This window comes from Paenarthrobacter sp. PH39-S1 (assembly GCF_030063245.1).
Taxonomy (GTDB): Bacteria; Actinomycetota; Actinomycetes; order Actinomycetales; family Micrococcaceae; genus Arthrobacter_M.
In genome coordinates, this window is record NZ_JASISR010000003.1 from 16,029 (window position 1) to 42,837 (window position 26,809).

Genomic DNA, 26,809 nt, shown 5'->3' on the forward strand with positions numbered 1-26,809 from the left:
CAGGACGCACGGCGGAAATCGCCGCTGCCCGGCCGCGCATGCGACCATGGAGGGATGACCGTAGCCTCCACTCTGGAGCCCGATGCGCCGGATGTGGTGTGGCAGCCCCAAGGTCCATTCGATCTGGGCCAGACACTCGGGATACTCCCGCGCGGGGGCGCGGACCGCACGATCATGCTCGCCGGCAGCGTTGCGTGGCTGGGCTTCGGCACTCCGACTGGGGCCGCCACTATCCGGCTCACGGTCACGTCCAGCGGGGTAGGGACACAAGGGGCAGGAAAACAAGCGGTGACGGCGCGGGCCTGGGGTCCGGGAGCGGCTCCAGCGCTGGCAAGCGTGCCGGCTCTGCTCGGCGCCGGCGATGACTGGACAAGCTTCGACCACCCGGATTTCCAGGCAACACTCCCCCGCCTCGTGACCCAGGCCCGACGGCGGAACCGCGCAGTGCGCCTGCCGGCCACCGGCCGCATGGTGGATGCCATTATCCCCGCGGTGCTGGAGCAGAAGGTTACGATGAAGGAGGCCCGCCACGGCTTCCGGTATCTGGTGCAGAAGTTCGGCTCACCCGCGCCGGGTGCGCAGGTCAACGGCCCTGTTCCTGCCGGTCTGATGGTCGCCCCCACCGCGGAACAGTGGGCCCGGATCCCATCCTGGGACTGGCACGAGGCGGGAGTGGGCCCGCAGCGCTCGGCAACGGTCATGCGCGTGACCCGCGTGGCGTCGTCGTTGGAGCGCCTGTCCGCGCTCTCCGCTTCCGAGGCCGCGGTCAAACTGCAGACCATTCCAGGTATCGGCATCTGGACGGCAGCGGAAGTGACCCAACGGACCCACGGCGACGCGGATGCCATCTCGGTCGGTGACTATCATCTGGCGGCTTTCGTCGGCCGGGCGCTGACCGGGCTGCCGGTGGACGACGCCGGCATGTGCGAGCTGCTTGAACCATGGCGCGGGCACCGCCAGCGCGTGGTGCGGATGCTGGGGCTGAGTGGATTCCGCAAGCCCGCATTTGGGCCGCGGATGACGATCCAGGATCACCGCCGGCACTAACCCCGGGGGCTGCTCCGCGGCACGCCGCGGAAATGGACAAGTGCCGTGGGAATTTCCACGGCACTTGTCCATTCACAGGGCACTTGTCCAAATCAGCGGCAAGAGGCGATCGGAAACCCCGGTTAGGCTGGTTCCATGAGTGAAACCATTGATCTGACGGCCACCTTCGTCCCCAATGACGGCGAATACGTCCGTGTGAAACTGGCGTTGGAGATTGCGATCGAGCAGGTCGTCACGGAGCCCGGCTGCCTGCGCTACGAAATCACCGAAGACAGCGAGGAACGCATTGTGCTCACGGAGCAGTGGGAATCGGCGGCGGATCTGGACAAACACAGCCAGGGCATCGCCGTGCAGGACCTCAACGAGTCCCTCAGCGCACTGCTGGCCGAGCCCGTGCAGCTCGACCGAAGCTGACGGGGGCACTGCATTCTGATGCGGAAGCCTTAGATGATCTCGCCGGCGGCTGCGCCGTCGCCTTCAGCGGCAGGAGCCTGAGCCTCGGCCTGCTGCCGGGCCACATGGTCGTGGACCTCTTTCATGTCCAGCGCCTTGACGGCCGTGATGACCTCATCGAGCTGCGGGCCGTTCAACGCGCCAGGCTGGGAGAAGACCAGCACCTTTTCGCGGAAGGCCATCAGCGTCGGGATCGAAGTGATGTTGGCCTCGGAGGCGAGCTGCTGCTCGGCCTCCGTGTCGACCTTGGCGAAGACAACGTCGTCGTGCTGCTGCGACGCGGCATCGTAGGTCGGCGCGAAACGCACACACGGCTGGCACCAGGACGCCCAGAAATCGACCAGGACAATGTCATTGCCCTCGATGGTGGATCCGAATGATTCTGTCGTGATATCAACTGTAGCCATGCCTTAACGCTACGGCAGGCGATGCGAGGGCACCAGTGACGGCGGCGGATTTCGCTGACCGCGTGAGTGGGAATAACGACGGCGGTCCGTTCTGTGTGCGGGCACGGAACGGACCGCCGTCGTCACCTATCGGCCCGTCCCGATGGAGCTACACCCCGTGCGGGGCGTGCGCTGCCAGGTACCTGCGGCCACCCACAATGATCAGCATGCCGATCAGCAGTGCGGCGGCGGCGGTGTAGAACGTCACCGGGGCGCCGAAGTGCTCGGCCAGTTTCGCCGCGGCGAAGGGGGCAATCGAGCCGCCCAGCCAGCGGACGAAGTTGTATCCGGCACTGGCCACGGGCCGCGGCGAATCCGAGACCTCCATGGCCAGTTCGGTGAAGAGAGTGTTGTTGATGCCCAGCAGGGCACCGCCGATGATCACCAGCACCACAATCGTTGGAACGGAATGTCCCGCCGCCAGGCCCAACCCCACCAGCACCAGCAGCAATGCGCCGAGGGAACCCAGCAGAGTCTTCACCGGACCAAAGCGGCGCTGCAGCACGGGAGCAACGAACACGGAGAACACGGCCACCGCGACGCCCCAGCCGAAGAAAACAGCGCCAATCCCATACGCATTCATGCCAAGAATGAACGGTGTGAATGCCAGGATGGTGAAGAAGCCGTAGTTGTAGAACAGGGCACTGCCCGCCGTGGTCCGCAGCCCGGGGTGCGCGAGGGCCAGCAGCGGGTCACGCAGCCGGGTGCGCTTGTCCGGAGCGGGTGTCTTGGGCAGCAGTATCATCAGCGCCATGAACGCCGCGGCCATCAAGGTGGCGGTGCCGAAGAACGGCGCGCGCCACTGCCAGCCGCCCAGCAGCGCCCCCACCAGGGGGCCGAGCGAAAGACCCAGTCCCAAGGCCGCCTCGTAGAGGATGATGGCGGTGGCACTGCCGCCGCTGGCCACGCCGACCATGACGGCGAGGGCCGTGGCGACGAAGAGCGCGTTGCCCAACCCCCAGCCGGCGCGGAATCCGACAAGGGTGAACACATCTCCGGATGTTCCGGCAAGCGCGGCGAACACCACGATGATGCCCAGCCCGATCAGCAACGTTTTCTTACCGCCGATCCTCGAGGACACAAACCCGGTAATGAGCATGGCCACCGCGGTGACCAGGAAGTAGCTGGTGAACAGCAGAGAAACCTGGCTTGGCGTGGCCTGCAGGTTTTCCGCGATCGCCGGCAGGATCGGATCCACCAGCCCGATGCCCATGAAGGCGAAGACGGACGCGAGCGCCACGGCCCAGACAGCCTTCGGCTGTTGGAGCATGGACGTTTTCTCCGCCCGCAGCGTGTCTTCTATTTCGTCTGTTGCGTCAGTTACGCCTGTTTCCCCAACTCCTTGGGTCGTGTTAGCTGCCCTGTTGGCTGCCACGGTTCCTCCTTATGCGTAGTGCTGCAAAATATTTAGGGCTGCAAAATGCCCTGCTTCGGCCGGTCGGTTGCCGGCTGCTGCGTCCAGTCGTCCGCCCGACTCCTGGGCCACCGACTATCCGGTCATGGCCGCATTGAGTTTGTTCATTGCCGGAATTGCGTGGGCAATCGCGTCTTGCTCGGCAGGGGTTAGCGTCGCCAACCCGGCGCCAAGCAAGGCGTTGCGGACATGGTTAGCGGCTTCCAGAGCATCGCGGCCTGCCGCGGTCAGGCTGACCAGGACAGCGCGCGCATCCTTCACGTCCTGGGTCCGCTTGACCAGACCGGCGTTTTCCAGCCTAATGATCTGCTCCGTGGCGCTGGGAACGCGCACGCCGGCCTTGCGGGCGATCTCGCTGACGCGGACGGACCCTTCAGCAACGATGTTCAGGGTGCTGACCTGCCCGGTGCTGAGCTCCCCCTCGGCGTCCAGCGACCTGATCAGGTACACGGCGCGGCGAAGGCTCTCCCGGTAGCGGCCGGCCAGCACATGCAGTGTTTCATCTGTCATATTTAGGTAGCCTAATAGTTAGTCTGCCTAAGTGTCAAAATGCGATGGAAGTGGTGGAATGAATTATGGCCAGCACCGATGACAGCTACGACGACCGCACCCATGACAGGCAAGGTGACGGAGGCGACGGCCACGACAACGGAAACGACGACGGTCGCGACAACAGACACGACGACGGACACGACGACGTCCCTTCCCGGCAGCCGCTGCTGCACACCCTGGTAGCGGCGGTCGCCGCCCCGTATCAGCTCTGGCTCGGTGCTGATGGACAGCTGCGTCCCACGGCGGCGCAAGGCGCCTACCTTGGCGACACACGGATCCTCTCCTGTGCCATCGTGACCATCGACGGCCAGGAACCGGAGGCCATCACTGCGCAGGCCAGGCCGGCGGCAGGTGGCCAGCTGATCGAGGCCCGCTTCATGTTCCGAGGCACGGGTCGCGCCGTGCTGTCGCCGCCGTGCGAGGTGACTAGGTCCCTGCTGGTCACGCCGCAGGGAATCCACGAAACCATCCGTATCGCGTCCGCCCTTTCAACGGCAGTCACGATGGAATTGGGGCTGCACCTCGGCGCGGATCTTGCCGGTATGGACTGCGTCCGGGGTGGAATGAAAACCTGGACGCTCCGGCCCGAAACCGGCGGTGGAACGTACCGCTGGAGCAGGGCCGACGGCGTCAGCTCGTCGGCCGTCGTCACCGCGGAAACCAGCGCGGCGGGTACGACGGATACGCGCGCCGCCGACCCGGGCACCGCAAAAGCAAACCCGGTGGCGCAAGGTGTCGGCGCCATCGTCCATTCCATCACGCTGTCGCCGCACGGAGCCGCGGAGTTCGGCTGGCACCTGACCGGGACCGATCCGCTTTCGCCCATTACGGCGGCACCACTCTGGCAGCAGCCGAAGCTGGAGTCCGGCCAGAACCGCGGCCAAAAACCGGACCACAGGCTTGTCGGGCTGGAGGCGCAAGCTTCCTCGGACCTGGCCGGACTGCGTCTGTCCGTCCGCAGGCCGGCGGCACCGGGCGAACACGCCGGGTCGGGGTCCGCAGAAACGTTCCTGGCGGCCGGGGCACCGTGGTACTTCACCTTGTTCGGTCGAGACTCGCTCTGGGCGGCACGCCTTCTGCTGACCCGCGATCCCGCGCTGGTGGCCGGTACCCTGCGGACGCTGGCGGCGCTTCAAGGCACCGCGGACGATCCCGCCACGGCGCAGGAGCCGGGGAAAATCCTGCACGAGCTGCGGCGGGGAGGTTTCAGTATTCCGAGCGAGCACCAGGGCGCGGCCCTTCATCTCCCGCCGCTGTACTACGGTACGGTGGATGCCACGCCGCTATGGGTCTGCCTGCTGCACGACGCATGGCAGGCCGGTCTCCCCGATGATGAGGTGGAAGTGCTGCTGGATCCCTGTGAAGCAGCGCTGGAATGGATGGTGGAGTACGGGGATTCCGACGGCGACGGTTTCCTCGAATACATCGATCCGACCGGAACGGGGCTGGCCAATCAGGGCTGGAAGGATTCCGCCGACGCGATCCGCTGGCCTGATGGTGCGTTGGCATCCGGTCCGATTGCGCTCTGCGAGGTCCAGGCCTATGCGTACGAGGCGGCCATGGGGGGCTCGGCACTGCTGACGGCTTTCGGCCGTTCCGCATCCCGCTGGCGGGCCTGGGGCACAGACCTTCAACGCCGCTTCCGGGACAAATTCTGGTGCGAGGACGAGTCCGGACGCTTCCCCGCCCTCGCTTTAGATGCCCAGAAACGTCCGGTCCCCAGCGCCGCGAGCAACATGGGCCATCTGCTGGGAACGGGGCTGCTGAACGCCGGCGAAAGCCGTGCCGTGGCCGAACGGCTGCTGGCGCCGGATCTGTTCACCGGCTTCGGCATTCGGACCCTCTCAGAAACGAATGCCGGCTACTGGCCGCTGAGTTACCACTGCGGGTCCGTCTGGACCCATGACACTGCCATCATTGTGGCCGGGCTGCGCAAGGACGGGCATGTGGCCGCGGCTCGGCGGGTTGCCGGTGGTCTGCTGGATGCGGCGGAAGCGTTTAACTACCGTCTCCCGGAATTGTTCGCCGGCTATTCCCGGCGGCAGGCTCCCGTCCCGGTGCCGTACCCCATGTCCTGTTTCCCGCAGGCCTGGGCCGCTGCCGCCGCCGCACCACTTCTCGACGCCTTGGACTAAGTGGCCGGTTCGTCGACGACGGGACGACGGGACGCTGGCCGCCTCGGCGCACAGCAGCTGGCCTCGGCGCACAGCAGTTGGCCGCGCTCCGCGGGACAAACCCGACTACAGTGTCCGGCCGAAGATCAGCTGAACGGCACCGCCGTCGTCTACCGTTTGTCGTTCCAAAGTCAGGCCAAGGTTCCCCGCCACCTTCTGGGACGGCAGATTGTCCGGGTGGACGATCGCGATGATGCGCCGGATTTCCCGCTCCCTGGCGAAGTCGACGCAGCGCCGCGCGGCCTCCGTCGCATAGCCGCGCCGCTGCATTTCCGCCCGAACGTGGTAGCCGATCTCCACCTCCTGGACCCCATCGACGGTCTGCACGGTGAGGCCGCAATCCCCCACGAACCCGCCGTCGTGCGTCGTGATTTTCCACAGACCGAAGCCATGCGCGCGGTAATTGTCACTGTTCCAGTCGATCCAGCGCTGCGCTCCGGCGCGGTCACGCGGGGCGGCGTAGTAGCGCATGACAAACGGATCGCCGAGCAGGGCCGCCACTTCGTCCAGGTCGGCGTTGGTCATCTCATCCAGCATCAGCCGGTCCGTTGTGAAAACAGCCATCCGCTGCAACTACTGCGCGGTCCTGTCGGTGCGTTCCGGGGTGTGGGTTGAAAAGATGACAGATTGTCCGGATCCGTCATCCCGGTCCAGATCCTTTCGGCGGAGCAGGCCCGCGGCCAAGGCGGTCCGTTGGGACGGAATATTTTCCGGCTTCGTCCTGGCGATCACCGGGATATCGGGAAAATGCCGTGCCCCGAGCAGCAACGCGTGCCGCGCCGCTTCGACCGCAAACCCCCTCCCCCACACATCCGGGGCCAACCTGTAATACAGATTCAGCACGTTCTGATCCAGCCACCGGGTCAGGCGAAGGCCTGCAAATCCTATGACGCCGGCGGCGCCCTCGGGTTTCATGGAATCCAGGCTCTCCACTGCCCAATAGCCGAAGAAATGTCGATTCCAATGTCCGATCCACTCCTGCAAACGACGCGCGCTCGCTGCCATGTCCAGGTCCGGCCCAGCGGGATTATTCACGTTCGTGGCGGGATCTGCATGGATCAGGTGCACCGCCTGCAGATCGGACGTCTGCGGTCGGCGCAGGAGGAGGTGCTCCGTCCCGGCGGAGCAGAAGTCCTCGCCGATGCTTCTTGTCATTCACCAGAGACTACCCTGCGGTTCGCGGCGCGGACAGTCCCCGCGCGCCCGCCCGCCGCAGACGACGGCCGCCGGCCGAGAGCGACTGCTCCCCAGCCGCAGACGACTGCCGTCCGCCGCAGACGACTGCCGTCCGCCGAAGGCGACAGCTGCCGTCCGCCGAAGGCGACAGCTGCCGTCCACAGGGTATTAACCGGCGGTTCACTGCGGGTCCTCACACTGAAGACGTTGGCTCGGTTAGACAGCAAGGTGCGATGGCTTTGAAAGCGCAGAAATGGAAGAGGCAGAAATGAGACGGCATAGCAAGAACCCTGCGCAGCCCACTGCGACCACAGGTCCGTGGCCGGCGCTCGAACGGGACGAGCCGATCTGCCTGATCGATCCGCACGGCTGGCGGCTGACCGGCCGAGTGGACGCCATGACGGAGGACCGCAGCACGGTCTGGATACAGCTCGACGGCGGACGCGGACGGCGGCTGGTTCATCAGCAGGACGGCTACCAGATCGAGTAGCAGGCCTGCGGAGGCTGGCTGGGTGCCTGCGCCGATATACCGCGGCCGGCGGCGGTATATCGGGGAAATCAGACCCTATGATTAGGGTAAACATTCGCCGTCGGCAGCGAGGCCCAGTCCTCGGCAACGGGTAACGTCGGCCATAGTCATGAAGGTCGGTTTCCATGAGTGATGACAGTCTAAAACAAGTCCGCATAGCAGCCGCGGATCTGGAAACCCTTGAGTTTGAGCGGGACGCCGCGACGATGACTTTGCAGGACGCCGTATCCGAGGCTGTAGCACACGGCGGTTCCGTTGAGGCGGTGGCTGAAGCATCATTTCTGTCCGTCTCGGAGGTGGAAGCCCTCACCGGGCCCATCGATGTAGTCCGCCCGACGGAGCCCGAAACCCAGCCCTAGAGTAGAGTGCGTGCCGGTCACCCCTTCCTTCCCGCCCGCTCACACCTTCTCCACCCCCTCACAGACGCATGACGAGCGCCGCCCCAGAACATGGTCAATCCTTGACGCATCCACCAGCGATGCCCCATCGACAACTCCCTCATCGACCCCGGAAAATGAGGACGAGCCCAAAATCCTCACATCGGCTGAGCTGAACGGGATAGGCATGGTCCGGCCCATGCGTGCAAGGCAGTGCCGATGTCCGGGGCCAAGGGGCAATGAAAAAGACCCGCCCGGATCTCCGAAGAGATCCGAACGGGTCTGCATTCCGTGCTGCTACTGCGGTGGCAGATACTGGATTCGAACCAGTGAAGGCGTTGCCAGCTGATTTACAGTCAGCCCCCTTTGGCCGCTCGGGTAATCTGCCGCGGGCCTGCCGTTCCGAAAGTCCGGATCGGCATCGCTTCCAACAAGTGGAAGCACTAAAACAATACTAGGAATTCGGCCAAGAATCGAATCGGGCCGCTGTCCGTTTCCGGTCGCGGTTATGCATCCGATTGGATGCGCCGGATCAGCTGCTGTTCGAACCGGCCGGCCTGCTCCTGCGTCACCTGCCGCAGGGCAACGGCGCGGGCCAGATCCGCATGCACGCCGTCGATGCGGGACGACGCGGCTGCGGGAGAAGGCGTTGAGGTCCCAACGCCGGAAAACGCGGTGGAAGCAGCCAGGGTGGCCGCGGCAAGCATGGTTCCAGCTGCGACCTTTGCACCCCTGACGATGTATCTGCGCGGTTTTCCGGTGGACATACTGATCTCCTTCATCGGGACGAACTCCTAGACCGTTCAACACTCGCTGACCTGATTGTGCTCCCGCTTACCGTCCGCTTGGAGCGGACTGTGAACGGCTGCACCGTGACCGTCGACCGCTCTGCCTCGGCACTGTCCCAATTCACGTTCGGACACTGCCGCAATCAGGCTCGTCGAAGTGCGTCGAGCTTAAGGCTCGACGACGGCGCTGCCGGCTGCCGCCGTCGCCCTCTCTCATGCCTTCGGTCACCCGGCTAGGCTAGTAGCCAGACCGTTTGTGCAATCAGTTCCGATTAAGTGGAGGACCACATGGCCAGTGAATCAACATTCGACGTCGTCAGTAAAGTCGATAAACAGGAAGTCGCCAACGCTCTGAACCAGGCGCAGAAGGAAGTGGCCCAGCGCTACGATTTCAAAGGCATCGGGGCCGAAATTGACTTCAGCGGTGAAAAGATCCTGCTGAAGGCGAACTCGGAGGAGCGCGTGAAGGCCGTGCTGGATGTTTTCGAAAGCAAGCTGATCAAGCGCGGAATCTCGCTTAAGTCACTGGACGCCGGGGAGCCCTTCGCCTCCGGCAAGGAATACCGGCTGGAGGCCTCCATTAAGGAAGGCATCGAGCAGGACATCGCCAAGAAGATCAACAAGCTGATCCGCGACGAGGCGCCGAAGGGCGTGAAATCGCAGATCCAGGGCGACGAGCTGCGCGTGAGCTCCAAGAGCCGCGACGATCTTCAAGCCACGATGGCCCTGTTGAAGAACTTCGAGGATGCTGACCTTCAGTTCATCAACTTCCGCTAAGGGCTGCCTGCCGACGACGGGGCGTCCCCGCGATGACGATGTTGCCCCGCACCTTCATCGCGGTGTGCCCCCGGCTTCGAGGCTGAGCCCGCTTCCGCCAACCCCTTGATCCTGCCGGTGGGTCGGAATAGAGTCGCACTTGCCTCCCTTTCCCTCCCACGACAGGATCACCCATGGCCAACCCTGACATCACCCCCGGTGCTCCTTGCTGGATCGACCTCATGACCTCGGATCCGGACAAAGCCAAGGATTTTTACGCCCAACTCTTCGGCTGGGACTATGAAGTCGGCGATCAGGAAACCTACGGCGGCTACACCACCGCGTTCAAGGACGGCCGGTCCGTGGCTGGCCTGATGAAGAACGACGGGCAGTCCGGTTACCCGGATGTCTGGACAACCTACCTTCGGGTGGAGGATATCAATGCCGCGGTGGAAGCCGTGACGGCAGCCGACGGACAGATTTTTATGCCGCCGATGGTGGTACCGGAGCAGGGCAGCATGGGGATGATCGGTGACGCCTCCGGCGCGGCCGTTGGCGTATGGCAGTTTGGTGGCCATACGGGTTTCCAGGCCCATGGTGAGCCCGGCGCCGCGGTATGGCATGAGCTGCACACCCGCGATTACGCCACGGCTGTGAAATTCTACGAAAATGTCTTCGGCTGGGAAACCAGCGTCATGAGTGATACCGCTGAATTCCGCTACACCACGCTGGGGGCCGCAGAGGGCGCCAAGGCCGGCATCTTGGACGCATCGGCTTTCCTGCCCGAAGGTGTCCCGGCGAACTGGCAGGTCTATTTCGGCGTCGAGAATACCGACGCGGCCATCGAGAAGGCGCTCTCATTGGGCGGCCAGCTGATCCAGCCGGCCGAGAACACTCCGTTTGGACGTCTGGCAACCCTGGCGGACCCGACGGGTGCGATGTTCAAGATCGATCAGGAAAACGTCTGACCGGCCACTGATCGGACCCGCCGGGACCGAGGTCATCCGGCGGGTTTGACCAGCCCCGTGTCGTAACACAGCACCACGGCCTGCACCCTGTCCCGGAGCGAGAGTTTGGCCAGGATTTTGCTGACATGCGTCTTGACCGTCTGCTCCGCGATGTAGAGCTCGGCGGCAATTTCCTGATTTGAAAGGCCTCGTCCCACCAGAACCATCACCTCGCGCTCGCGTTCCGTCAGGCCGCCGAGCCGCTCCGTGCAGGGCGCGGGTCGGGGCTGGCTGTTGGCAAACTGCTCGATCAGACGCCTCGTGACAGACGGTGCCAGCAGCGCTTCACCGGCGGCCACGATCCTGACCGCCGCCACCAGCTCGTCGGCCATCGCATCCTTGAGCAGGAAGCCGCTGGCACCGAGCCGCAGGGCGTCATAAACATAGTCGTCCGCGTCAAAGGTTGTCAGCATGAGCACGTGCGTCGTGGCCGCCTCGTGCGCGGAGTCCTTTGAACCGAGGATTTTCCGGGCGGCCTCGAGTCCGTTCATGACCGGCATGCGCACGTCCATCAGGACCACGTCCGGGATCAGCGCCGCTGCCAGACTCACGGCCTCGGCGCCGTCCTGCGCCTGACCGACGACGTCTATGTCATTCTGGGCGTCCAGCAGGGCCGCGAATCCGGCCCGCACCATGGCCTGATCATCCACCAACAACACGCGAATCGTCATTTCGTCCCGCCCGTTCCCATCGTGACCAGCGGCAGTGTGGCCCTGACCAAAAAGCCTCCGTTGCTCAGCGGCGTGCACTGCACGGATCCACCGACAATGCTGGCCCGCTCCCGCATCCCGATCAGTCCCTGTCCGGGATGCGTACGGTCAAGCTGCGCCAGCACCGCGCCGATTCCGGAAGGCCCGTTGGTGATCTCCAGCTGGAGCGTCCGTGCTATCGGGCGCAGGGAGAGCGTAACCGTGGCCCCCGGCGCATGCCGGATCACATTGCTCAGAGCCTCCTGGGCGATGCGGTATGCCGTCAGGCCGATGACCTCGCTGACATCGACGGCCTCGGCCGCGCCCAGGCTCTCCGAGTCCGAATCGACGGCGACATCAACGCCGGCCGTCCGCGCAGCCGCAACCAGCTGGGGAATATCCGTCAGCCCGGGCTGCGGGGACAGATCGCGGGCCGTGCCGTCGCTGCGCAGTGCACCGAGCATGCTGCGCATCTCCGTCATGGCCCGTCTGGAGTTCGCCGCAATGTCATCGAATTCCTGTTTCAGTGTCTTGTCCAGATCGGGATGACGGTACTGCGCCGTCGTGGCTTGGACCACCACAATAGACATTCCGTGTGCCACCACGTCGTGCAGTTCACGGGCGATCCGGGCCCTTTCCTCGGCGAGACGGCGCATGGACTGTTCTTCCGCTGACACGTTGCGTTCCGCCAGGAGTTGCCGACGGATGTTCTGCCACTGCTGGGTGATGACGGCCGCCACCATCAGGCCACCGGACACCGAGGCGAACACGACCACGTTCATTTCAGCGCCCAGCGGAACGTAGGCAGGCATGCCCCGATAATTCACCGCGACGCCGATGAAGATGCTCAGCAGCCAGATCACCGCCGGCAGCATCCAGTGGCTCCGCAGACCGGCCACGCACATCACTAGAATCTGAGTCAGCATTGCGACCACGCTGAATGGCATCGGGGCGGAGCCCGGCGGCGTGGAGACCAGCGGCATCACCGCCAGCGGCAGCAGGGACAGGAGCCCGCCGGGCACGGGACGGACCACCGTCAAGGCCAGGGAGCCGGTATGGAGAATGGCCATGCCCAGGGCGAAGGGGAGCGGCATCTTGTACAGATTCACGTTCAGTGGGGCGCCGACGGCCATCAGGGCAACGCAGGCGGTGATGAAACCCAACCACGCCCAGCTGATTTTTTTCAGTCTCAACCGCGGCAGTGCTGCCATCTGTGCAGCCAGATCGAGACGTTTAGTCGCTGGCATTGCGCCGCAATCCCGGCTGCTCCAGGCGCACGCCGGCCGCGGGACCAGCCGCAGAGCCAGCGGCAGGCCCGGCAGCGGGGCCTGAGGCGGTGGTGGCGCTCGGGCCGTGGGCGAATCCGTCTGCATCCGAATCGTCGGTTGGGCCGTCCGCTGTGGTGTCGGCCAGAGCCAGGCCGCCCGCGGGCTGGCTCTGCCAGCTCACCACCTCCCACGTCCGGTCCCGGCCGCGCCCGTTGGCGGCGCCGCCACCCGTCCCGCCGGCGGCCCGGGACGCAGAGGTGCCGGACCCAGCCTTACCGGGCAACGCCGTCGTCGAGCCTTCCAACACCACGATGCCGGTATTGCTGAGCGCATAATTTTCCGGATGTTCCGGGTCCAGGTTCCCGGCGCGGCAGGCGGACCAGGTGCGGATCATGGCGCCGTGGCTGACCATGGCGACCGTGCCACCTCCGGACGCCAGCTCGGCCTCCCGGACGACGGCGTCAAAACGCGCCAGGACGTCGTTGCCGGTGTCCGCCCCGGGCATCCGGATTTCGGGTTTGCCCTGGATCCAGTCCCGCACCACCTCCAGGTAGGCCCCGATGGATTGCAGATCGCCCTGCATCTCCAACCCCCCGGCACTGATCTCGCGCAGCCCGGAACGGATCCTGGGCTCCAGCCCCAAGGCGGCGGCCAGCGGCGCCGCGGTCAGCTGGGCCCGCGTCTGGTTGGAAACGTAGAGCGCCGCCAGCGGATCCGTGCCGTCGAGCCAGGCCAGCGCGGCCGGGATGGCCAGCGCCTGCCGCCGGCCAAGGTCGGTCAGACCGGGGCCAGGCACCGCCGTATCCAGCAGGTTGCGTACATTTGACGGCGTTTGGCCGTGCCGGATGAGGATCAGTCGCATGCTCAATTGTCCCTGAAAAGCGTGGTCGAAGTGTTCGAACAGTGGGGAACTAGTTCAGCGCACGTCCTGCCATCCGTTCCAGCCGGGCAATCCGCTCCGGCACCGGAGGGTGCGTGGAGAACATCCGCCCCGCCGCACCGCGGAATGGATTGGCGATCATCAGGTGGCTGGTGTTGACCAGGTCCTGCTTCCGTGGCAGCGGTGCCTGCTCCACCCCTCGCTCCAGTTTGCGTAATGCGGATGCCAGTGCCAGTGGATCATCCGTCAGCGTTGAACCGTCCTCGTCGGCATCATATTCGCGGGTCCGGCTGATGGCCAACTGGATCACCGACGCGGCCAGCGGCGCGAGCAGTGCCATGGCGATCATGGCCAGCGGATTGGCGTTCCGATTATCGCGACCGCCGCCGAAGAAGAGCGCGAATTGGGCCACGGAGGTGATGACACCGGCTACGGCGGCGGCGACGGACGACGTCAAAATGTCCCGGTTGTAGACGTGCATGAGCTCGTGGCCGAGCACGCCGCGCAGCTCACGTTCGGTGAGAATGTTCAGGATCCCTTGCGTGCAACATACCGCGGCATTGCGCGGATTGCGCCCGGTGGCAAAGGCATTCGGAGCCAAGGTGGGGGAAACGTAGATCCGGGGCATCGGCTGATTGGCCTTGGTGGAGAGTTCCCGCACGATCTGATAAATGCCCGGCGCCTGCTCCTGGGTCACCGGATAGGCCTGCATGGAGCGGATGGCGATTTTATCCGAATTCCAGTAGCCGTACGCCGTTGTCCCGACGCCGATCAACGCCATGATCCAGATCGGGGCCGAGCTGCGCATCCCGGTGGCGAGCATCCCTCCGATTGCCAGCAGCACCACCCACAGCACGCCGAAAAGAGCAGCGGTTTTCAACCCGTTGAAATGCCTGTGCACGTTCGTTTCTCCTTTGACGGCCGACGCCTGCCGGACACTAATGGAAACGGCCGAGCAGGCCCCCATGTTCCCGCCCCCACTTCAGCGCGGGTCGGGCAGCAGAACACAACAGTGAAATGGTCAGGAGTCGACATTTTGCTCGTTCGTTTCGTGGTGGGACTCCCATCCGACACCATGCAGCCGCGGTCACGGCTCGGGGTGCAGCGCGTCGTAGCGGAGGAACCGGGGCTGGAGCCGGGCCATCAGCCAAACGGCCAGGATGCACAAAATGCCGCCGACAATGGCGGCCATCGCCTCGCCCAGGCGTTGGCCTGTGCCGCCGGCAAACAGGTCGCCCAGCCGTGGACCGCCGGCGACGACGACGATGAAGACGCCCTGCAGCCTGCCGCGCATATTATCCGGCGTGGCGGACTGCAGGATGGTTGACCGGAAGACGCCGCTCACCGAGTCTGCGACGCCGGACACCACCAGGGCGAAGACGGCGCCGATGATCCACGGTGAGGTGCCCTGGCCGGCGTAATGGCCGCCCAGCAGAATCACGGTGCCCATGCCGGTAATGGAAGCGCCCCAGATGGTGATGCTCCAGACCACCGCCAGCCCCTGCCGGCGGATGTGGCCCAACGGACCGGAGAAGAGCGCCGCCAGCAAAGAGCCGGCCGCTATCGCCGCGAGCAGCAGACCCGCCGTCGCCGCTCCTCCGCCTAGCCAGACGGCGCCGACGGCCGGCAGCAGTGCACGCGGCATGGCGAAAATCATGGCGCACAAGTCCACCAGGAACGTCATCCGGACGTTGGGGCGGCTGCCGAGGAATTTCAGACCCTCCAGCACGGAGCGGAAACCAGCCCGTCGCACCGCGCCTTCGGGCGGCAGCGATGGAAGTTTGAACAGAGCCCAGAGGGAGGCCGTGAATGTCAGCACGTCCACGGTGTAAGTCCAGCTGTAACCGACGCTTGCCACCAGCACCCCCGCGGCCAGTGGCCCGACGGTGGTGCCCAGGCCAAAGACGATCATGCTCAGCGCATTGGCCGCGGGAAGGAGTTCGCGCCGCACCAGCCGGGGGATGATGGCGCTGCGGGCCGGCTGGTTGATCCCCGCGGCGGCGGACTGCACGGCGACAAGGAGGTAAAGCACCAGAACTTCATGCACTCCGAGCCAGGCCTGCAACGCGATGCAAATTGTCACCAGCCACAAGACTCCGGCGGACAGCAGCGCCACCGTCCGGCGGTCATGTGCATCCACAATGGAACCGCCGTACAGGCCCGCAATGACAAGGGGCACCAAAGCGAAGATGCCCAGCACACCGACGGCGAGCGTGGACTGGCTGAGGCTGTACACCTCCAGGCTCACCGCCACCACTGTCAACTGGGTCCCAATCGAGGACAGGCCCAGTCCCAGCCACAGCCGCCGGAAGTCAGGGCTTTCCTGCAGAGGCGTGATGTCCGCCAGGAGTTTTTGCACCGGTCAAGCCTAGCGGCAGCATGCCACGGCGGTGCTACGGGCGTTGGCGGCCGCATGGTTCCCGGGGCCGGCCGTCAAAACCAAGAACCGCCGTCAGACCTTAAGATGCCCTTATTGCGACTTTGTCGGAATAAGTGGTTGACTGGAGGCATGAGGACGACGCAGGGCACCAGCGGGGAAGTGTGGACGCAGCAACTGCATGACCACGACCGCCGGGTGACCAAGCAGCGCCTCGCTGTACTTGCCGCCGTCGCCCGTTCTCCGCATGCCACCGCCGAAGCCGTAGCCTCGGCGGCACGGGCGGAACTGCCCCAGCTGACGGTGCAGTCCGTCTACGTGGTGCTGGCGGACCTCACCGGGCTGGGCATGCTGCGCCGGATCGAGCCGCCCAACTCGCCGGCCCGTTATGAAACACGGACCGGAGACAACCACCACCACGCCATTTGCACCGGCTGCGGACGGATCGAAGACGTGGACTGCGCCGTCGGACACGCCCCGTGCCTGACGCCAGGTATGAGCGCCGGCGCCATCATCGGCCACATCACCGTCGCGGATGTGCTGTACCAGGGCATCTGCGCCGACTGCGCCGCCGGCGAACCCGCTGATCGGCAAACCGGCTGATCATCACACGGGCTTTCCCTATCCAACCTAACCACCCCCACCCCCACCAAGGAGAGATATGACTGACCATTCCATCGTGCCAAATTCAGCGGTGCCGCATTCCACAACTCAGTCGGGTGCCCCCGTCATCAGTGACGCGCACGCCCAGTCAACCGGTGCCGACGGCGCCATCGCGCTGACCGACCACTACCTGGTCGAAAAGCTGGCCCAGTTCAACCGCGAGCGGGTCCCGGAGCGCGTGGTGCATGCCAAGGGCGGCGGCGCGTTCGGCACTTTCAAGACCACCGAGGACGTCTCCGCCTACACCAAGGCTGCGCTGTTCCAGCCCGGCGTGGAGACCGAAACGCTGACCCGTTTCTCCTCTGTGGCGGGTGAGGCGGGCTCGCCGGACACCTGGCGCGACCCGCGCGGCTTCTCCACGAAGTTCTACACCACCGAGGGCAACTACGACCTGGTCGGCAACAACACCCCGGTCTTCTTCATCCGCGACGGCATCAAGTTCCCGGACTTCATCCACAGCCAGAAGCGCCTTCCCGGCTCCAACCTGCGCGACGCCGACATGCAGTGGGACTTCTGGACCCTCTCCCCCGAGTCCGCGCACCAGGTCACCTGGCTGATGGGCGACCGCGGGCTGCCGGCCTCCTGGCGTCAGATGCAGGGCTACGGCTCGCACACCTACCAGTGGATCAACGCAGCCGGCGAGCAGTTCTGGGTCAAGTACCATTTTCACTCCAATCAGGGTGTGAACGCCATGAGCGGCGACGAGGCCGAGCAGCTGGCCGGCTCGGACGCGGACTACTACATCCGCGACCTGCACGACAACATCGAGACCGGCAATTTCCCCTCCTGGGACCTGCACGTGCAGATCATGCCGTATGCGGATGCCAAGGACTACCGGTTCAATCCGTTTGACCTGACCAAGATCTGGTCCAAGAAGGACTACCCGCTGATCAAGGTCGGCACGATGACACTGGACAGGAACCCGGAGAACTACTTCGCGCAGATCGAGCAGGCCGCCTTCGCACCGTCGAACTTCGTGCCCGGCATCGCCGGCAGCCCGGACAAGATGCTGCAGGCCCGCATCTTCTCCTACGCGGACGCACACCGCTACCGGGTGGGCACCAACCACGCCCAGCTGCCGGTGAACGCGCCGAAGAACCAGGTGAACAACTACAGCCAGAACGGTGCTGCCCGTTACACCTTCAACGACGCCAGCACCCCGGTTTACGCACCGAACTCCAAGGGCGGCGCGGCGGCCGTTGAGCCGGCAACTGTCGGCGGCGGCTGGGAGAACGACGGCGCACTGACGCTCTCGGCACATTCCCTGCACTCGGCCGATGATGACTTCGGCCAAGCCGGCACGCTCTACCGCGAGGTGTTCGACGACGGCGAACGCGCCCGGCTGCTGGAAACCATCACCGGCGCCGTGGGCGGCGTCCAGGACGGCGGCATCAAGGAACGCGCCATCGGCTACTGGACCAAGGTGGATTCGGACCTCGGCGCCAAGCTTCGCGCCAACCTGGGCGCCGGCGAAAGCATCGAATCGGATGCGGAAGCGGCCACCAAGTACTAGGTCCAACACGGACTGAGTACGACACGGTACTGAGCTGCACACGGTACTGAGCTGCACACAGTACTGAGCAGAAAGGGCGGTTTCCCTCAGCGGGAAGCCGCCCTTTCTGCGTCCGCGCTGCGGCCCGATTTCCCCGCGACCGTACTCAGGCGTCGATCGAGACCTTGTCGCCGTCGTCGGCCGCCGCCGAACCGCTGCTAACACCTTCGCCGGAGCGGCTGCTCTTCAACTGCCTGCCCAGCCGGGAATTCCATGCTCCGTAGGAGAAGTAGATCACTAGACCTGCCACCAGCCAGATGGCGAAGAAGACCCAGGTCAAAGTGGCCAGGTTGAACATCAGGTAGATGCACAGCAGGGCCGAGGCCACCGGGATGACAGGGCCAAACGGTACCCGGAAGGAGGGTTTGAGGTCCGGGCGTTTGCGGCGCAGCACCAAAATCCCGAGGCTCACCATGACAAAGGCGGACAGCGTGCCGATGTTGATCATCTCGGCCAGCAGATCAACCGGCGTGAAGCCTGCAAGCAGTGCCACCAACCCGCCACAGATGATCTGTGTCCGCGCGGGAGTGCTGCGTTTTGCGGAAGTCTTGCTCAATGCGCGGGGCAACAACCCGTCGCGGCTCATCGCCATGGTGACCCGGGCAAGACCCATCAGCAACACCATGATCACTGTGGTCAGGCCGATCAGGGAACCGAGGGAAATGACTACGACGGCCCAGTCCGCACCCACGAGGTGGAACGCGGTTGCCAAGGACGGATCCGCTGCTTTGGCCAGATCCTGGTAGGACACCATGCCTGTTACCACCAGGGTGACCAGGATATACAGCACCGTGACCACGGCGAGCCCGGCAAAGATTCCACGCGGCAGGGTCTTTTTCGGGTTCTTGACCTCCTCGGCGCTGGTCGCGACAACGTCGAAGCCGATGAAAGCGAAGAAGACCAGCGCGGCGCCGGAGATCACACCGGTGAAACCGTACATGGCCGGGTTGGCCCCGCTCAAAAAGGACAGGAACGGCTGCTCGGTCCAGGATCCGCCGGTTGCCGGCGCCGGCGCGGACTCCGGCACGAAGGGTGTGTAGTTCTGTGCCTTGACGAAGAAGAACCCAACCACGATTACGAAGAGGACGATCGCTATTTTGATAATGGTGAAGACGCTGTTGACCCGCGCGGACAGCTTCGTGCCGAGCACCAGCACCGTGGTAAAGACGGCGACGACGACCAACGGTCCCCAGTAAAGGGTCACGGAGCCCAGATGCAGCTGGGCAGGGATATTGACATTCACGGCCTGCAGGAAGTCGCTGAGATATACGCCCCAGTACTTGGCGATCACGGAGCCGGCCATGAGCAGTTCCAAAATCAGGTTCCAGCCGATAATCCAGGCCAGCAGCTCCCCCATGGTGGCGTAGGTAAAGACGTAGGCACTGCCAGTGACGGGGATGGCCGTGGCAAACTCCGCGTAGCACATGATCGCCAATGCGCAGGTGAGCGCCGCCAGAATGAAGCTGACCGTCACGGCCGGACCGGCATTGTGTGCGGCGGCTTTGGCCCCGACGGAGAAGATGCCGGCGCCCACGGCCACGGCGATTCCCATGATCATCAGGTCCCAGGTATTGAGGGAGCGTTTGAGGGTCCGTCCGGGCTCTTGGGCATCGCGGAGGGAGCTTTCAATGGACTTTGTGCGCAGTAAATTCATGGAAATCCGTCATGGTTGGAGCCGAAGGGACCCATCTACGGTACCGAACCCGCACCTGCTTCGCCCGCCCGGGCACTGCCGTCGTCTCAGACAGTGAGACGAACCGTCATTCCCCGGGCGTGTTCCGGGGGCTGATTTCGGCCGACGTGCCGCGCGAAATGGAAATCATATCCTCCCGCGGCACCACCTTTACCCGTGGGCGCTTGGCGGCGGTGTCCTCGCCGAGGCCGGTTCCGTCGTCGGCACGAACGTACTCAGCGCCAAGTGTTTCCTCATGCGCGTCCAGCTTCAGCCAGCCCTCCCAGCTCGTGTACTGCACACCGCGGGATTCCAGCAGATCGATGACAGCTTGCTCCTCTGGCTTCTCGGCCCGGGGCAGACTCAGCCGATCCTCCAGCAGGCAGCCGATAGTCTCCAAGGCGTCCCCCTTGGTACTGCCGATCAAACCGACGGGACCGCGTTTGATCCAGCCGGTGGCGTAGATGCCGGGAACCGGTTTACCGTCCGCATCCAGCACCCGGCCCGCCTCATTGGGAATGACGCCGCGCGCCGCATCAAAGCCCACCTCGGGCAGTTCCGAGCCGAAGTAGCCGATGGCCCGGTAGACGGCCTGCACCGGGTAGTGAACAATCTCACCGGTACCGCGGGCACGGCCGGTGCCGTCCAGCTCATTGCGTTCAAACTTCATCCCACTGACTTTGCCGTCCGTGCCGACGATTTCGACCGGGCTGTGCAGGAAATGCAGGTGCAGCCGCCTGGAAGCCGGCTTGTCAGCGTGGGACGGCTCCTCCACCAGCCAGTTCGTCAGGGTGTTGACCATGGTCTTGACCTGGTTATTCGACCGGATCGCCTCATCCGAGGCCGCGTCAAAGACAAAATCCTCCGGATACAAGACAATGTCCACATCCTTCGAATGCGACAGCTCCCGCAGCTCCAGCGGCGTGAACTTCACCTGCGCCGGCCCGCGGCGGCCAAATATATGCACATCCGTCACCGGCGAGGACTTCAACCCCCGGTACACATTGTCCGCAATCTCCGTCACCAACAAGTCCTCGGCATGTTTGGAGAGCATCCGCGCCACATCCAGAGCCACATTGCCGTTCCCGATCACGGCAACGTGCTTCGCCTCCAACGGCCACTCCCGCGGCACATCAGGATGCCCGTCATACCAGGAGACAAAATCCGCCCCGCCAAACGAGCCCTCCAGCTCCACGCCCGGAATGTCCAGGCCGGAGTCCTTGATGGCGCCGGTGGAGAAGATGACGGCATCGTAGAGGTGGCGGATATCGGACAAGGTCAGATCCCGGCCGTAGGTCACGTTGCCCAGGAAGCGGATGTCACCGCGGTCCAGGACCTTATGCAGGGCGTTCACAATGCCTTTAATCCGGGGATGATCCGGGGCCACGCCATAACGGATCAGGCCGTACGGGGCCGGGTAGGACTCAAAAAGATCAATACTGACCTCGACATCGCCGCCGCGCACTTCTTGGGACTTGGTCAGAATATCCGCGGCATAGACGCCGGCCGGGCCCGAACCGATGATGGCCACCCGAAGAGGGTGGACGGCTGCCGAGATAGACACAGGAGGGTCCTTCCAAACGATCGATCAGCAAGAGAGAGGCTGCGCGGCACAGGGACATCCGCGGCCACCAGCTACCAGTCTAAATGGCGGCTTCAGCTGCGGAGCAAAGACGTGATGCGGAATACTGTCGAGAATACTGATGTTATTGGACATGTGTCTGCGAGCAACTCTTCCCTCAAGTCCATCCCCGGCGCTTCAACACCCGGGCGCCTACCGCGAAGCGACTCTACCGCAGGCGTGCTGTTCGGGATGGGCGCCTACAGCCTCTGGGGTCTCCTGCCGGTCTACTTCATCTGGCTCGTACCCGCCGGCCCGGTCGAAATCGTGGCGAACCGGGTCGTCTGGTCGCTGGGCTTTTGTGCCCTTCTGCTGACTGTGACCAAGGCATGGCCGCAGCTGATCGCGGCCGTACGGAACAAACGCATCTTGGGCAACCTTTCCGTCGCCGCCGCACTGATTGCGGTGAACTGGCTGACCTATACGTTCGGCGTCACCAGCGGCCAGGCCATCGAGGCGTCGCTGGGCTATTTCATCAATCCGTTGGTCTCCGTACTGCTGGGCGTCATCTTCCTGAAAGAGAAGCTGCGCCGCCTGCAGTGGGCTGCCGTCGGCGTCGGGTTTGCCGCCGTCGTCGTGCTGACAATCGGCTACGGCAGGCTGCCGTGGATCGCCCTGGTCCTGGCCGCCAGCTTTGGTCTGTACGGGTTCATGAAGAAGCGGGTCGGGCCCAGGGTTGATGCGGCATCGAGCCTGAGCATTGAAACCGCGGTGCTGGCGCCGTTCGCCGCCGTCTTTATGATCGTCCTCTCGCTCAACGGTCGGGACACGCTTGGCACCCTCGGCGCGGGGCATTTCTGGCTGATGGCCGCCTCCGGAATTATTACTGCGGTGCCGTTGCTGTTTTTTGGAGCTGCTGCCCGACGGCTCCCGATGACCACGATAGGACTGCTGCAGTATTTCACCCCTGTCATCCAGTTCATTCTCGCCATCACAGTGCTGGGCGAAGAAATGGGCCCGGAACGGTGGATCGGCTTTTGCATCGTCTGGCTGGCGCTGGTGCTGCTTACCGTTGATATGCTCCGCAATTACGGACAGAACCGGAGCCTGCGCCGGGCCCGCTCCGCAATGCCAGCCGCGCCCTCGGCAACTCCGGCCGCGAAGCCGGGGCAAGCCCGCGACACCCATGCTGCGCCGCCCCTTCCAAGCGACTGAGCCGCTGCCTCAGGCCTGCGCTGCCTCAGGCCCTCAGGCCTGCGCTGCCTCAGGGCTGCGCTGGCGCAGTCGCTAGCCGTCGATCCGCTCGTAGTCCCGGGGAACGACCACCATCGGCACCGGCAGGGCGCGCAGAATCTTGTTGGCAGTTGCGCCCATGAACAGCTTCCGACGCTCCGCCAGCCGGCTGGACCCGACGATGACGAGTTCGCCGTCCTCCCAGCCCAGGCTGTCGACCGCTTCCTCGATGGTCCGGCCATGCGCCAGAGTCACCGTCGTGGACCCGCCCGAGCGCCGTTGCGCGGCCTCGGTCAGCACGGTGTTGGCATGCTGGCGGGCAGGGCTGAGTGCATTGCTCAACTCGTAATGCCGCTGCATGAGTTCGTCGAGCTCCACCACAGACACCAGACGAAGCGGCAGATCGCGCCGGCCCGCCGCGTTGATCCCGACGTCCGTGACGGATTCCCAGCCCTCGCGGGTCCCCACCATGGCCGTCAGCCGCGTGAGCGGTTCCGTGCGCTGATAGCCGCGCGGTGCCAGCGCCACGGGCACCGGCGAGGCATGCAGCAGCGCGTTGGCCACACTGCCGACGGTGAAACGCTTGAACAGCCCGTTGCTGGCGGCGCCAACCACGATCAGCAGAGCCGAATACTCAACGGCGGCCTCAATCAGCCCGCTGGCAAAGGAATCCGCAGCCCGAACATGGAATTCGGCCTGCACGCCTTTCGGAACAAGGTCCAGTGCGTCCCGTTTGACCGCGACCGCGTCCTGCACCAGGGCGGCCTTGTCCCCGACGACATAGACCAGGTCCAGGCGCGCACCCTGGGTCCGTGCGATGACGGATGCCAGGGCAATGGCGTCGGCCCCGCGTTCATTGGGCGTATATCCAACTACATATCGCATCAAAACAACCCCTCATCGGGTTTGTGGCTGCCGGCCGCTCCTAATGATGGCGCAGGACCGGCCGGCAGCGTTCCGGTCGTGTAGCTCAGACTCTACCCGCCGTCTCAGACGTTGGCGCGGATCGCCTCCACCAGCACATCCAGCCCGTCTTTGAGCAGCTCGTCGCTGATCACCAGCGGCGGCAGCAGCCGGACCACATTGCCGTAGGTGCCGCAGGTCAGGATGACGACGCCGGCCTGCACGCACGCCGCGGCGACGGCCTTGGTGGCCTCCGGGTTCGGTTCCTTCGTCGTCTGTGCCGTGCCCGGCCTGACAAGTTCGACGGCGAGCATGGCGCCCCGACCGCGCAGGTCACCGATTATGCCGCCGTCGCCCATGTCCGCCGCCAGTGCACCGAGCCGGTCCATCACGATCTTTTCGATCCGCTGCGCGCGCGCATTGAGGTCGAGTTCCCGCATGGTTCCGATCGCGGCCAGCGCGGCGGCGCAGGCCACCGGGTTCCCGCCGTAGGTCCCGCCCAGGCCGCCCGGGTGGACGGCGTCCAGCAGGGCAGCCCGGCCGGTGATGGCGCTCAGCGGCAGGCCGCCGGCAATGCCTTTGGCCATGGTGATGATGTCCGGGACAACGCCCTCGTGCTGGGAGGCAAACCAGGACCCGGTGCGGCAGAAGCCGGACTGCACCTCATCGGCGATGAAAACAATGCCCTTTTCCCGGGCCCAGGCGGCCAGCGCCGGCAGGAAGCCCTCGGCCGGCACAATGAAGCCGCCCTCGCCCTGGATCGGTTCGATCAGGATGGCAGCAACCGAATCGGACCCAATCTGCTTTTCAATCATGGTGATGGCGCGCTGGGCGGCCTCTTCACCCTTAATGTCCGACTCTTCGCGGTAAGGGTAGCTCATCGGCACCCGGTAGACCTCCGGCGCGAACGGACCGAAGTTCGTCTTGTACGGCATCGCCTTGGCGGTGAGCGCCATCGTCAGGTTGGTGCGGCCATGGTAGGCGTGGTCAAAGGCGACGATCGCGTCCCTGCCGGTGGCCAGACGTGCCACCTTGACGGCGTTTTCCACGGCTTCCGCCCCCGAGTTAAACAGCACGGAGCGCTTCTCATGGTCGCCCGGGGTGAGTTTGGCCAGCTCCTCCGCCACGGCAATGTAGCCCTCGTAGGGGGTGACCATGAAACAGGTGTGCGTGAAGTGTTCCGCCTGCTCCTTAACAGCGCCGACGACGGCGGGGTCGGACGCACCGACGCTCGTCACCGCGATGCCGGCACCCAGGTCGATGAACGAGTTGCCGTCCACGTCCACGATCACGCCGCCGTCAGCATCCGCCACGTACACCGGCACGCTGGAGGCCACTCCGCCAGCCACCACGGCCTTGCGCCGTTCTGTCAGTGCCGCCGATTTGGGTCCGGGGAACGCCCCGAGGATCTGCCGCTTCTGCGCCAACCGGTACTGGATGTCTGCCATCTTTGCTGCCTTTCTAAAGTTGTCTGTTAATTGGGAGGCTCAGCTAATTGGGAGGTTCAGCCCAGAGAGCGTGACCGACCACAAGCCGGCGGCCGCCGCCGTCGTCCTACGCGTCCAGCGCGCTCATCACATGCTTAATCCGGGTGTAATCCTCGACGCCGTACATCGACAGATCCTTGCCGTAGCCCGACTGCTTAAACCCGCCGTGCGGCATCTCCGCGGTGAGCATGATGTGGGTATTGATCCAGACGGCGCCGAAATCCAAGTCCCGTGAGACCCGCATGGCCGTCCCGTGATTGCTGGTCCAGACGCTGGAGGCCAACGCGAAATCCACGTCGTTGGCCAACTCCACGGCCTCTTCCTCCGTCCGGAAGGTCTGCACCGTGAGCACCGGGCCGAAGGTTTCCTGCTGGACAATGTCGTCCGTCTGCCGGACGCCATCAACGATGGTGGGCTCGAAGAAGAATCCTTTCGCACCCACCCGCTTACCGCCGGTTACGACGGTGGCGTGCTCCGGGATGTTTTCAACGACCTTGCAGACGGCGTTGAAATGGTTGATGTTGTTCAACGGTCCGTAATAGTTCCTGGCGTCGTCTTCGTTCCCCGTTTCCAAGCCCTTGGCCGCCGTCGCGAGCGCCGCCAGCAGCTCGTCGTGGGCGGATTCCTCCACCAGCACCCGGGTGATGGCGGTGCAGTCCTGGCCCGCATTAAAGAACGCGAATTCAGCGATGGACTGGGCCGTTTTACCCAGGTCCGCGTCGGCGAAGACAACCGCCGGAGCCTTACCGCCGAGCTCCAAATGCGCCCGCTTCAACCCCGCTGCCGCGCCGGTGGCGACGGCGATGCCGGCACGCACTGAGCCGGTGATCGACACCATGGCGGGGATCTTGTGTTCGACCATCGCGGCACCGGTGGCACCGTTGCCCAGCACCACATTGAAGACGCCCGGGGGGAGAATGTCCTTGGCGATGTCGGCCAGCACCAGCGTACTTTCGGGCGTCGTGTCACTGGGCTTAAGCACCACGGTATTCCCGGCAGCGAGCGCTGGACCGATCTTCCAAATAGCCATCAACAACGGGTAGTTCCAGGGCGTCACCTGCGCAATCACGCCAACGGGCTCACGACGGACGAAGGAAGTGAAGCCGTCCATGTACTCGCCGGCGGATTTGCCCTCCAGCAGCCGGGCCGCACCGGCAAAGAAGCGCAGCTGGTCGGCACCGGTGGCCACTTCTTCGTCGGCAATCATTTGCCGCACCTGTCCGGTGTTGCGGTGCTGGGCCTCTACCAGGTCCTCGCTACGGGCCTCCATGGCGTCGGCCAGTTGAAGCAGCAGCCCCTGACGCTCCCGCGGCGTGGTTCGCCGCCAGCTGCGGAAGGCCGTGGCCGCGGCACTCATGGCTGCCGCCACGTCCGCCTGTTCCGAGATCGGGGCGCTGGCCACGGTCTCGCCGTTCGCGGGGTTGACGATCTCCAGCGAATCCGAGCCCTTGACGGACACAAATTCCCCATTGATGAAATTCTGCAGGGTGTGGACCACGGTGTACAACCTCTCCTGTCGAATGCCCCTGCGGCGGCGGATCTGCGGCAGAGACTTGTCTCGAGCCTAGGCCACGGGTTCGCCACAGGTGAATGGGCGGCTGCACTATGCAATGGTGCGTGTTCAGTGCGGTTATACAGGGCCGTTTATGCAGGGCCGTTGATGCAGGGCCGTCTTGGAAGGTCGGCAACGACATCCCGACCTACCGTTCGTCGGCCAGGGGCTCGGTGCCGCAGTGAGGTCCGGACATCTATCGGACCTTCAAGCACGCAGCGCCTTTAGGCGCAATTACAAACCTTGTCCACGC

Annotated in this window: 26 protein-coding genes and 1 tRNA gene; 10 read left to right on the forward strand and 17 right to left on the reverse strand. The window is 64.7% G+C overall.

Annotated elements, in window-relative coordinates; all coding sequences use genetic code 11:
- The first annotated feature begins 54 nt into the window (after positions 1–54).
- Positions 55–1,047, forward strand: coding sequence for a DNA-3-methyladenine glycosylase family protein (locus tag QMG52_RS02595; protein ID WP_283558881.1), 993 nt, complete (start codon positions 55–57; stop codon positions 1,045–1,047).
- 135 nt (positions 1,048–1,182) lie between these two features.
- On the forward strand, positions 1,183–1,461 hold the full coding sequence (locus QMG52_RS02600) for a putative quinol monooxygenase (RefSeq protein WP_283558882.1): 279 nt from the start codon (positions 1,183–1,185) through the stop codon (positions 1,459–1,461).
- A gap of 29 nt (positions 1,462–1,490) precedes the next feature.
- Here QMG52_RS02600 and QMG52_RS02605 read toward each other — a convergent pair whose 3' ends face one another.
- The 3 genes from QMG52_RS02605 to QMG52_RS02615 all read right to left on the reverse strand — a co-directional run bounded on the left by QMG52_RS02605 (position 1,491) and on the right by QMG52_RS02615 (position 3,870).
- Positions 1,491–1,907 carry a thioredoxin family protein gene (locus QMG52_RS02605; protein WP_283558883.1) on the reverse strand — a complete coding sequence of 139 codons (417 nt, stop codon included), beginning with the start codon at positions 1,905–1,907 and terminating at the stop codon, positions 1,491–1,493.
- A gap of 148 nt (positions 1,908–2,055) precedes the next feature.
- Entirely contained in the window at positions 2,056–3,321 is a 1,266-nt protein-coding gene (locus QMG52_RS02610) for an MFS transporter (protein WP_283558884.1), read from the reverse strand.
- Between the two features lie 114 nt (positions 3,322–3,435).
- Complete coding sequence (locus QMG52_RS02615; RefSeq protein WP_283558885.1) at positions 3,436–3,870, reverse strand: MarR family winged helix-turn-helix transcriptional regulator; 435 nt, start codon at positions 3,868–3,870, stop codon at positions 3,436–3,438.
- A gap of 65 nt (positions 3,871–3,935) precedes the next feature.
- Between QMG52_RS02615 and QMG52_RS02620 the strand changes: the two genes are divergently transcribed.
- Positions 3,936–6,047: a glycogen debranching N-terminal domain-containing protein gene (locus QMG52_RS02620; RefSeq protein ID WP_283558886.1), complete on the forward strand. Its 2,112-nt coding sequence runs from the start codon at positions 3,936–3,938 to the stop codon at positions 6,045–6,047.
- 105 nt (positions 6,048–6,152) lie between these two features.
- On the opposite strand, the gene QMG52_RS02625 is transcribed toward QMG52_RS02620, so the two are convergent.
- Positions 6,153–6,650 carry a GNAT family N-acetyltransferase gene (locus QMG52_RS02625; protein WP_283558887.1) on the reverse strand — a complete coding sequence of 166 codons (498 nt, stop codon included), beginning with the start codon at positions 6,648–6,650 and terminating at the stop codon, positions 6,153–6,155.
- 9 nt (positions 6,651–6,659) lie between these two features.
- Positions 6,660–7,241: a GNAT family N-acetyltransferase gene (locus QMG52_RS02630; protein WP_283558888.1), complete on the reverse strand. Its 582-nt coding sequence runs from the start codon at positions 7,239–7,241 to the stop codon at positions 6,660–6,662.
- A 289-nt stretch (positions 7,242–7,530) separates the two neighbouring features.
- Between QMG52_RS02630 and QMG52_RS02635 the strand changes: the two genes are divergently transcribed.
- Together QMG52_RS02635 and QMG52_RS02640 are read left to right on the forward strand one after the other, a co-directional pair.
- Positions 7,531–7,752: a hypothetical protein gene (locus QMG52_RS02635; RefSeq protein WP_283558889.1), complete on the forward strand. Its 222-nt coding sequence runs from the start codon at positions 7,531–7,533 to the stop codon at positions 7,750–7,752.
- Between the two features lie 164 nt (positions 7,753–7,916).
- Positions 7,917–8,150, forward strand: coding sequence for a hypothetical protein (locus QMG52_RS02640; RefSeq protein ID WP_283558890.1), 234 nt, complete (start codon positions 7,917–7,919; stop codon positions 8,148–8,150).
- A gap of 324 nt (positions 8,151–8,474) precedes the next feature.
- Here QMG52_RS02640 and QMG52_RS02645 read toward each other — a convergent pair.
- Positions 8,475–8,556 (reverse strand) — tRNA-Tyr (locus QMG52_RS02645).
- Positions 8,557–8,674: 118 nt separating this feature from the next.
- Positions 8,675–8,950: a hypothetical protein gene (locus QMG52_RS02650; protein WP_283558891.1), complete on the reverse strand. Its 276-nt coding sequence runs from the start codon at positions 8,948–8,950 to the stop codon at positions 8,675–8,677.
- Between the two features lie 294 nt (positions 8,951–9,244).
- On the opposite strand from QMG52_RS02650, the gene QMG52_RS02655 reads away from it, so the two are divergent.
- Positions 9,245–9,733 (forward strand): YajQ family cyclic di-GMP-binding protein, encoded by a 489-nt coding sequence (locus tag QMG52_RS02655; RefSeq protein ID WP_283558892.1) that lies wholly within the window; start codon positions 9,245–9,247, stop codon positions 9,731–9,733.
- Between the two features lie 173 nt (positions 9,734–9,906).
- Positions 9,907–10,680: a VOC family protein gene (locus QMG52_RS02660; protein WP_283558893.1), complete on the forward strand. Its 774-nt coding sequence runs from the start codon at positions 9,907–9,909 to the stop codon at positions 10,678–10,680.
- 32 nt (positions 10,681–10,712) lie between these two features.
- Here the strand turns inward: QMG52_RS02660 and QMG52_RS02665 are convergent, their stop codons facing one another.
- The 5 genes from QMG52_RS02665 to QMG52_RS02685 form a co-directional block, all read right to left on the reverse strand.
- Positions 10,713–11,390, reverse strand: a complete 678-nt coding sequence (locus QMG52_RS02665) for a response regulator (RefSeq protein WP_283558894.1) — start codon at positions 11,388–11,390, stop codon at positions 10,713–10,715.
- Positions 11,387–12,655: a sensor histidine kinase gene (locus tag QMG52_RS02670; protein WP_283558895.1), complete on the reverse strand. Its 1,269-nt coding sequence runs from the start codon at positions 12,653–12,655 to the stop codon at positions 11,387–11,389. The genes QMG52_RS02665 and QMG52_RS02670 overlap by 4 nt, the downstream gene beginning before the upstream one ends.
- Positions 12,642–13,538, reverse strand: coding sequence for a histidine phosphatase family protein (locus QMG52_RS02675; protein ID WP_283558896.1), 897 nt, complete (start codon positions 13,536–13,538; stop codon positions 12,642–12,644). The genes QMG52_RS02670 and QMG52_RS02675 overlap by 14 nt, the downstream gene beginning before the upstream one ends.
- 49 nt (positions 13,539–13,587) lie before the next feature.
- Positions 13,588–14,457 (reverse strand): zinc metalloprotease HtpX, encoded by an 870-nt coding sequence (gene htpX / locus QMG52_RS02680; protein WP_283558897.1) that lies wholly within the window; start codon positions 14,455–14,457, stop codon positions 13,588–13,590.
- A 186-nt stretch (positions 14,458–14,643) separates the two neighbouring features.
- A complete protein-coding gene (locus QMG52_RS02685; RefSeq protein WP_283558898.1) occupies positions 14,644–15,915 on the reverse strand; it encodes an MFS transporter in 1,272 nt (423 codons plus the stop codon).
- A 150-nt stretch (positions 15,916–16,065) separates the two neighbouring features.
- On the opposite strand from QMG52_RS02685, the gene QMG52_RS02690 reads away from it, so the two are divergent.
- The gene (locus QMG52_RS02690; RefSeq protein ID WP_283558899.1) at positions 16,066–16,536 is read left to right on the forward strand and encodes a Fur family transcriptional regulator; all 471 of its coding nucleotides are present in this window, start codon (positions 16,066–16,068) and stop codon (positions 16,534–16,536) included.
- A 58-nt stretch (positions 16,537–16,594) separates the two neighbouring features.
- The gene (locus QMG52_RS02695) at positions 16,595–18,109 is read left to right on the forward strand and encodes a catalase (RefSeq protein WP_283558900.1); all 1,515 of its coding nucleotides are present in this window, start codon (positions 16,595–16,597) and stop codon (positions 18,107–18,109) included.
- A gap of 145 nt (positions 18,110–18,254) precedes the next feature.
- Here the strand turns inward: QMG52_RS02695 and QMG52_RS02700 are convergent, their stop codons facing one another.
- On the reverse strand, positions 18,255–19,802 hold the full coding sequence (locus QMG52_RS02700) for an amino acid permease (protein ID WP_283558901.1): 1,548 nt from the start codon (positions 19,800–19,802) through the stop codon (positions 18,255–18,257).
- Positions 19,803–19,908: 106 nt separating this feature from the next.
- Positions 19,909–21,384 carry an FAD-dependent oxidoreductase gene (locus tag QMG52_RS02705; RefSeq protein WP_283558902.1) on the reverse strand — a complete coding sequence of 492 codons (1,476 nt, stop codon included), beginning with the start codon at positions 21,382–21,384 and terminating at the stop codon, positions 19,909–19,911.
- Between the two features lie 114 nt (positions 21,385–21,498).
- Here QMG52_RS02705 and rarD point away from each other — a divergent pair, with 114 nt between their 5' ends.
- Complete coding sequence (rarD, locus tag QMG52_RS02710; protein WP_502920440.1) at positions 21,499–22,596, forward strand: EamA family transporter RarD; 1,098 nt, start codon at positions 21,499–21,501, stop codon at positions 22,594–22,596.
- Positions 22,597–22,668: 72 nt separating this feature from the next.
- Here the strand turns inward: rarD and QMG52_RS02715 are convergent, their stop codons facing one another.
- The 3 genes from QMG52_RS02715 to QMG52_RS02725 all read right to left on the reverse strand — a co-directional run bounded on the left by QMG52_RS02715 (position 22,669) and on the right by QMG52_RS02725 (position 26,502).
- Positions 22,669–23,499: a universal stress protein gene (locus QMG52_RS02715; protein WP_283558903.1), complete on the reverse strand. Its 831-nt coding sequence runs from the start codon at positions 23,497–23,499 to the stop codon at positions 22,669–22,671.
- A gap of 104 nt (positions 23,500–23,603) precedes the next feature.
- Entirely contained in the window at positions 23,604–24,965 is a 1,362-nt protein-coding gene (gene gabT / locus QMG52_RS02720; protein ID WP_283558904.1) for a 4-aminobutyrate--2-oxoglutarate transaminase, read from the reverse strand.
- Positions 24,966–25,071: 106 nt separating this feature from the next.
- Positions 25,072–26,502, reverse strand: a complete 1,431-nt coding sequence (locus QMG52_RS02725) for a gamma-aminobutyraldehyde dehydrogenase (protein WP_283558905.1) — start codon at positions 26,500–26,502, stop codon at positions 25,072–25,074.
- Positions 26,503–26,809 lie beyond the last annotated feature (307 nt).

What these genes read in the sequence shown, in the direction of transcription:
- QMG52_RS02595 (WP_283558881.1), top strand. Translation starts at nt 55, where the DNA reads ATGACCGTAGCCTCCACTCTGGAGCCCGATGCGCCGGATGTGGTGTGG.
- QMG52_RS02600 (WP_283558882.1), top strand. Translation starts at nt 1,183, where the DNA reads ATGAGTGAAACCATTGATCTGACGGCCACCTTCGTCCCCAATGACGGC.
- QMG52_RS02605 (WP_283558883.1), bottom strand. Translation starts at nt 1,907, where the DNA reads ATGGCTACAGTTGATATCACGACAGAATCATTCGGATCCACCATCGAG.
- QMG52_RS02615 (WP_283558885.1), bottom strand. Translation starts at nt 3,870, where the DNA reads ATGACAGATGAAACACTGCATGTGCTGGCCGGCCGCTACCGGGAGAGC.
- QMG52_RS02620 (WP_283558886.1), top strand. Translation starts at nt 3,936, where the DNA reads ATGGCCAGCACCGATGACAGCTACGACGACCGCACCCATGACAGGCAA.
- QMG52_RS02625 (WP_283558887.1), bottom strand. Translation starts at nt 6,650, where the DNA reads ATGGCTGTTTTCACAACGGACCGGCTGATGCTGGATGAGATGACCAAC.
- QMG52_RS02630 (WP_283558888.1), bottom strand. Translation starts at nt 7,241, where the DNA reads ATGACAAGAAGCATCGGCGAGGACTTCTGCTCCGCCGGGACGGAGCAC.
- QMG52_RS02635 (WP_283558889.1), top strand. Translation starts at nt 7,531, where the DNA reads ATGAGACGGCATAGCAAGAACCCTGCGCAGCCCACTGCGACCACAGGT.
- QMG52_RS02640 (WP_283558890.1), top strand. Translation starts at nt 7,917, where the DNA reads ATGAGTGATGACAGTCTAAAACAAGTCCGCATAGCAGCCGCGGATCTG.
- QMG52_RS02650 (WP_283558891.1), bottom strand. Translation starts at nt 8,950, where the DNA reads ATGAAGGAGATCAGTATGTCCACCGGAAAACCGCGCAGATACATCGTC.
- QMG52_RS02655 (WP_283558892.1), top strand. Translation starts at nt 9,245, where the DNA reads ATGGCCAGTGAATCAACATTCGACGTCGTCAGTAAAGTCGATAAACAG.
- QMG52_RS02660 (WP_283558893.1), top strand. Translation starts at nt 9,907, where the DNA reads ATGGCCAACCCTGACATCACCCCCGGTGCTCCTTGCTGGATCGACCTC.
- QMG52_RS02665 (WP_283558894.1), bottom strand. Translation starts at nt 11,390, where the DNA reads ATGACGATTCGCGTGTTGTTGGTGGATGATCAGGCCATGGTGCGGGCC.
- QMG52_RS02670 (WP_283558895.1), bottom strand. Translation starts at nt 12,655, where the DNA reads ATGCCAGCGACTAAACGTCTCGATCTGGCTGCACAGATGGCAGCACTG.
- QMG52_RS02675 (WP_283558896.1), bottom strand. Translation starts at nt 13,538, where the DNA reads ATGCGACTGATCCTCATCCGGCACGGCCAAACGCCGTCAAATGTACGC.
- QMG52_RS02690 (WP_283558899.1), top strand. Translation starts at nt 16,066, where the DNA reads ATGAGGACGACGCAGGGCACCAGCGGGGAAGTGTGGACGCAGCAACTG.
- QMG52_RS02695 (WP_283558900.1), top strand. Translation starts at nt 16,595, where the DNA reads ATGACTGACCATTCCATCGTGCCAAATTCAGCGGTGCCGCATTCCACA.
- QMG52_RS02700 (WP_283558901.1), bottom strand. Translation starts at nt 19,802, where the DNA reads ATGAATTTACTGCGCACAAAGTCCATTGAAAGCTCCCTCCGCGATGCC.
- rarD (WP_502920440.1), top strand. Translation starts at nt 21,499, where the DNA reads ATGCGGAATACTGTCGAGAATACTGATGTTATTGGACATGTGTCTGCG.
- QMG52_RS02715 (WP_283558903.1), bottom strand. Translation starts at nt 23,499, where the DNA reads ATGCGATATGTAGTTGGATATACGCCCAATGAACGCGGGGCCGACGCC.
- gabT (WP_283558904.1), bottom strand. Translation starts at nt 24,965, where the DNA reads ATGGCAGACATCCAGTACCGGTTGGCGCAGAAGCGGCAGATCCTCGGG.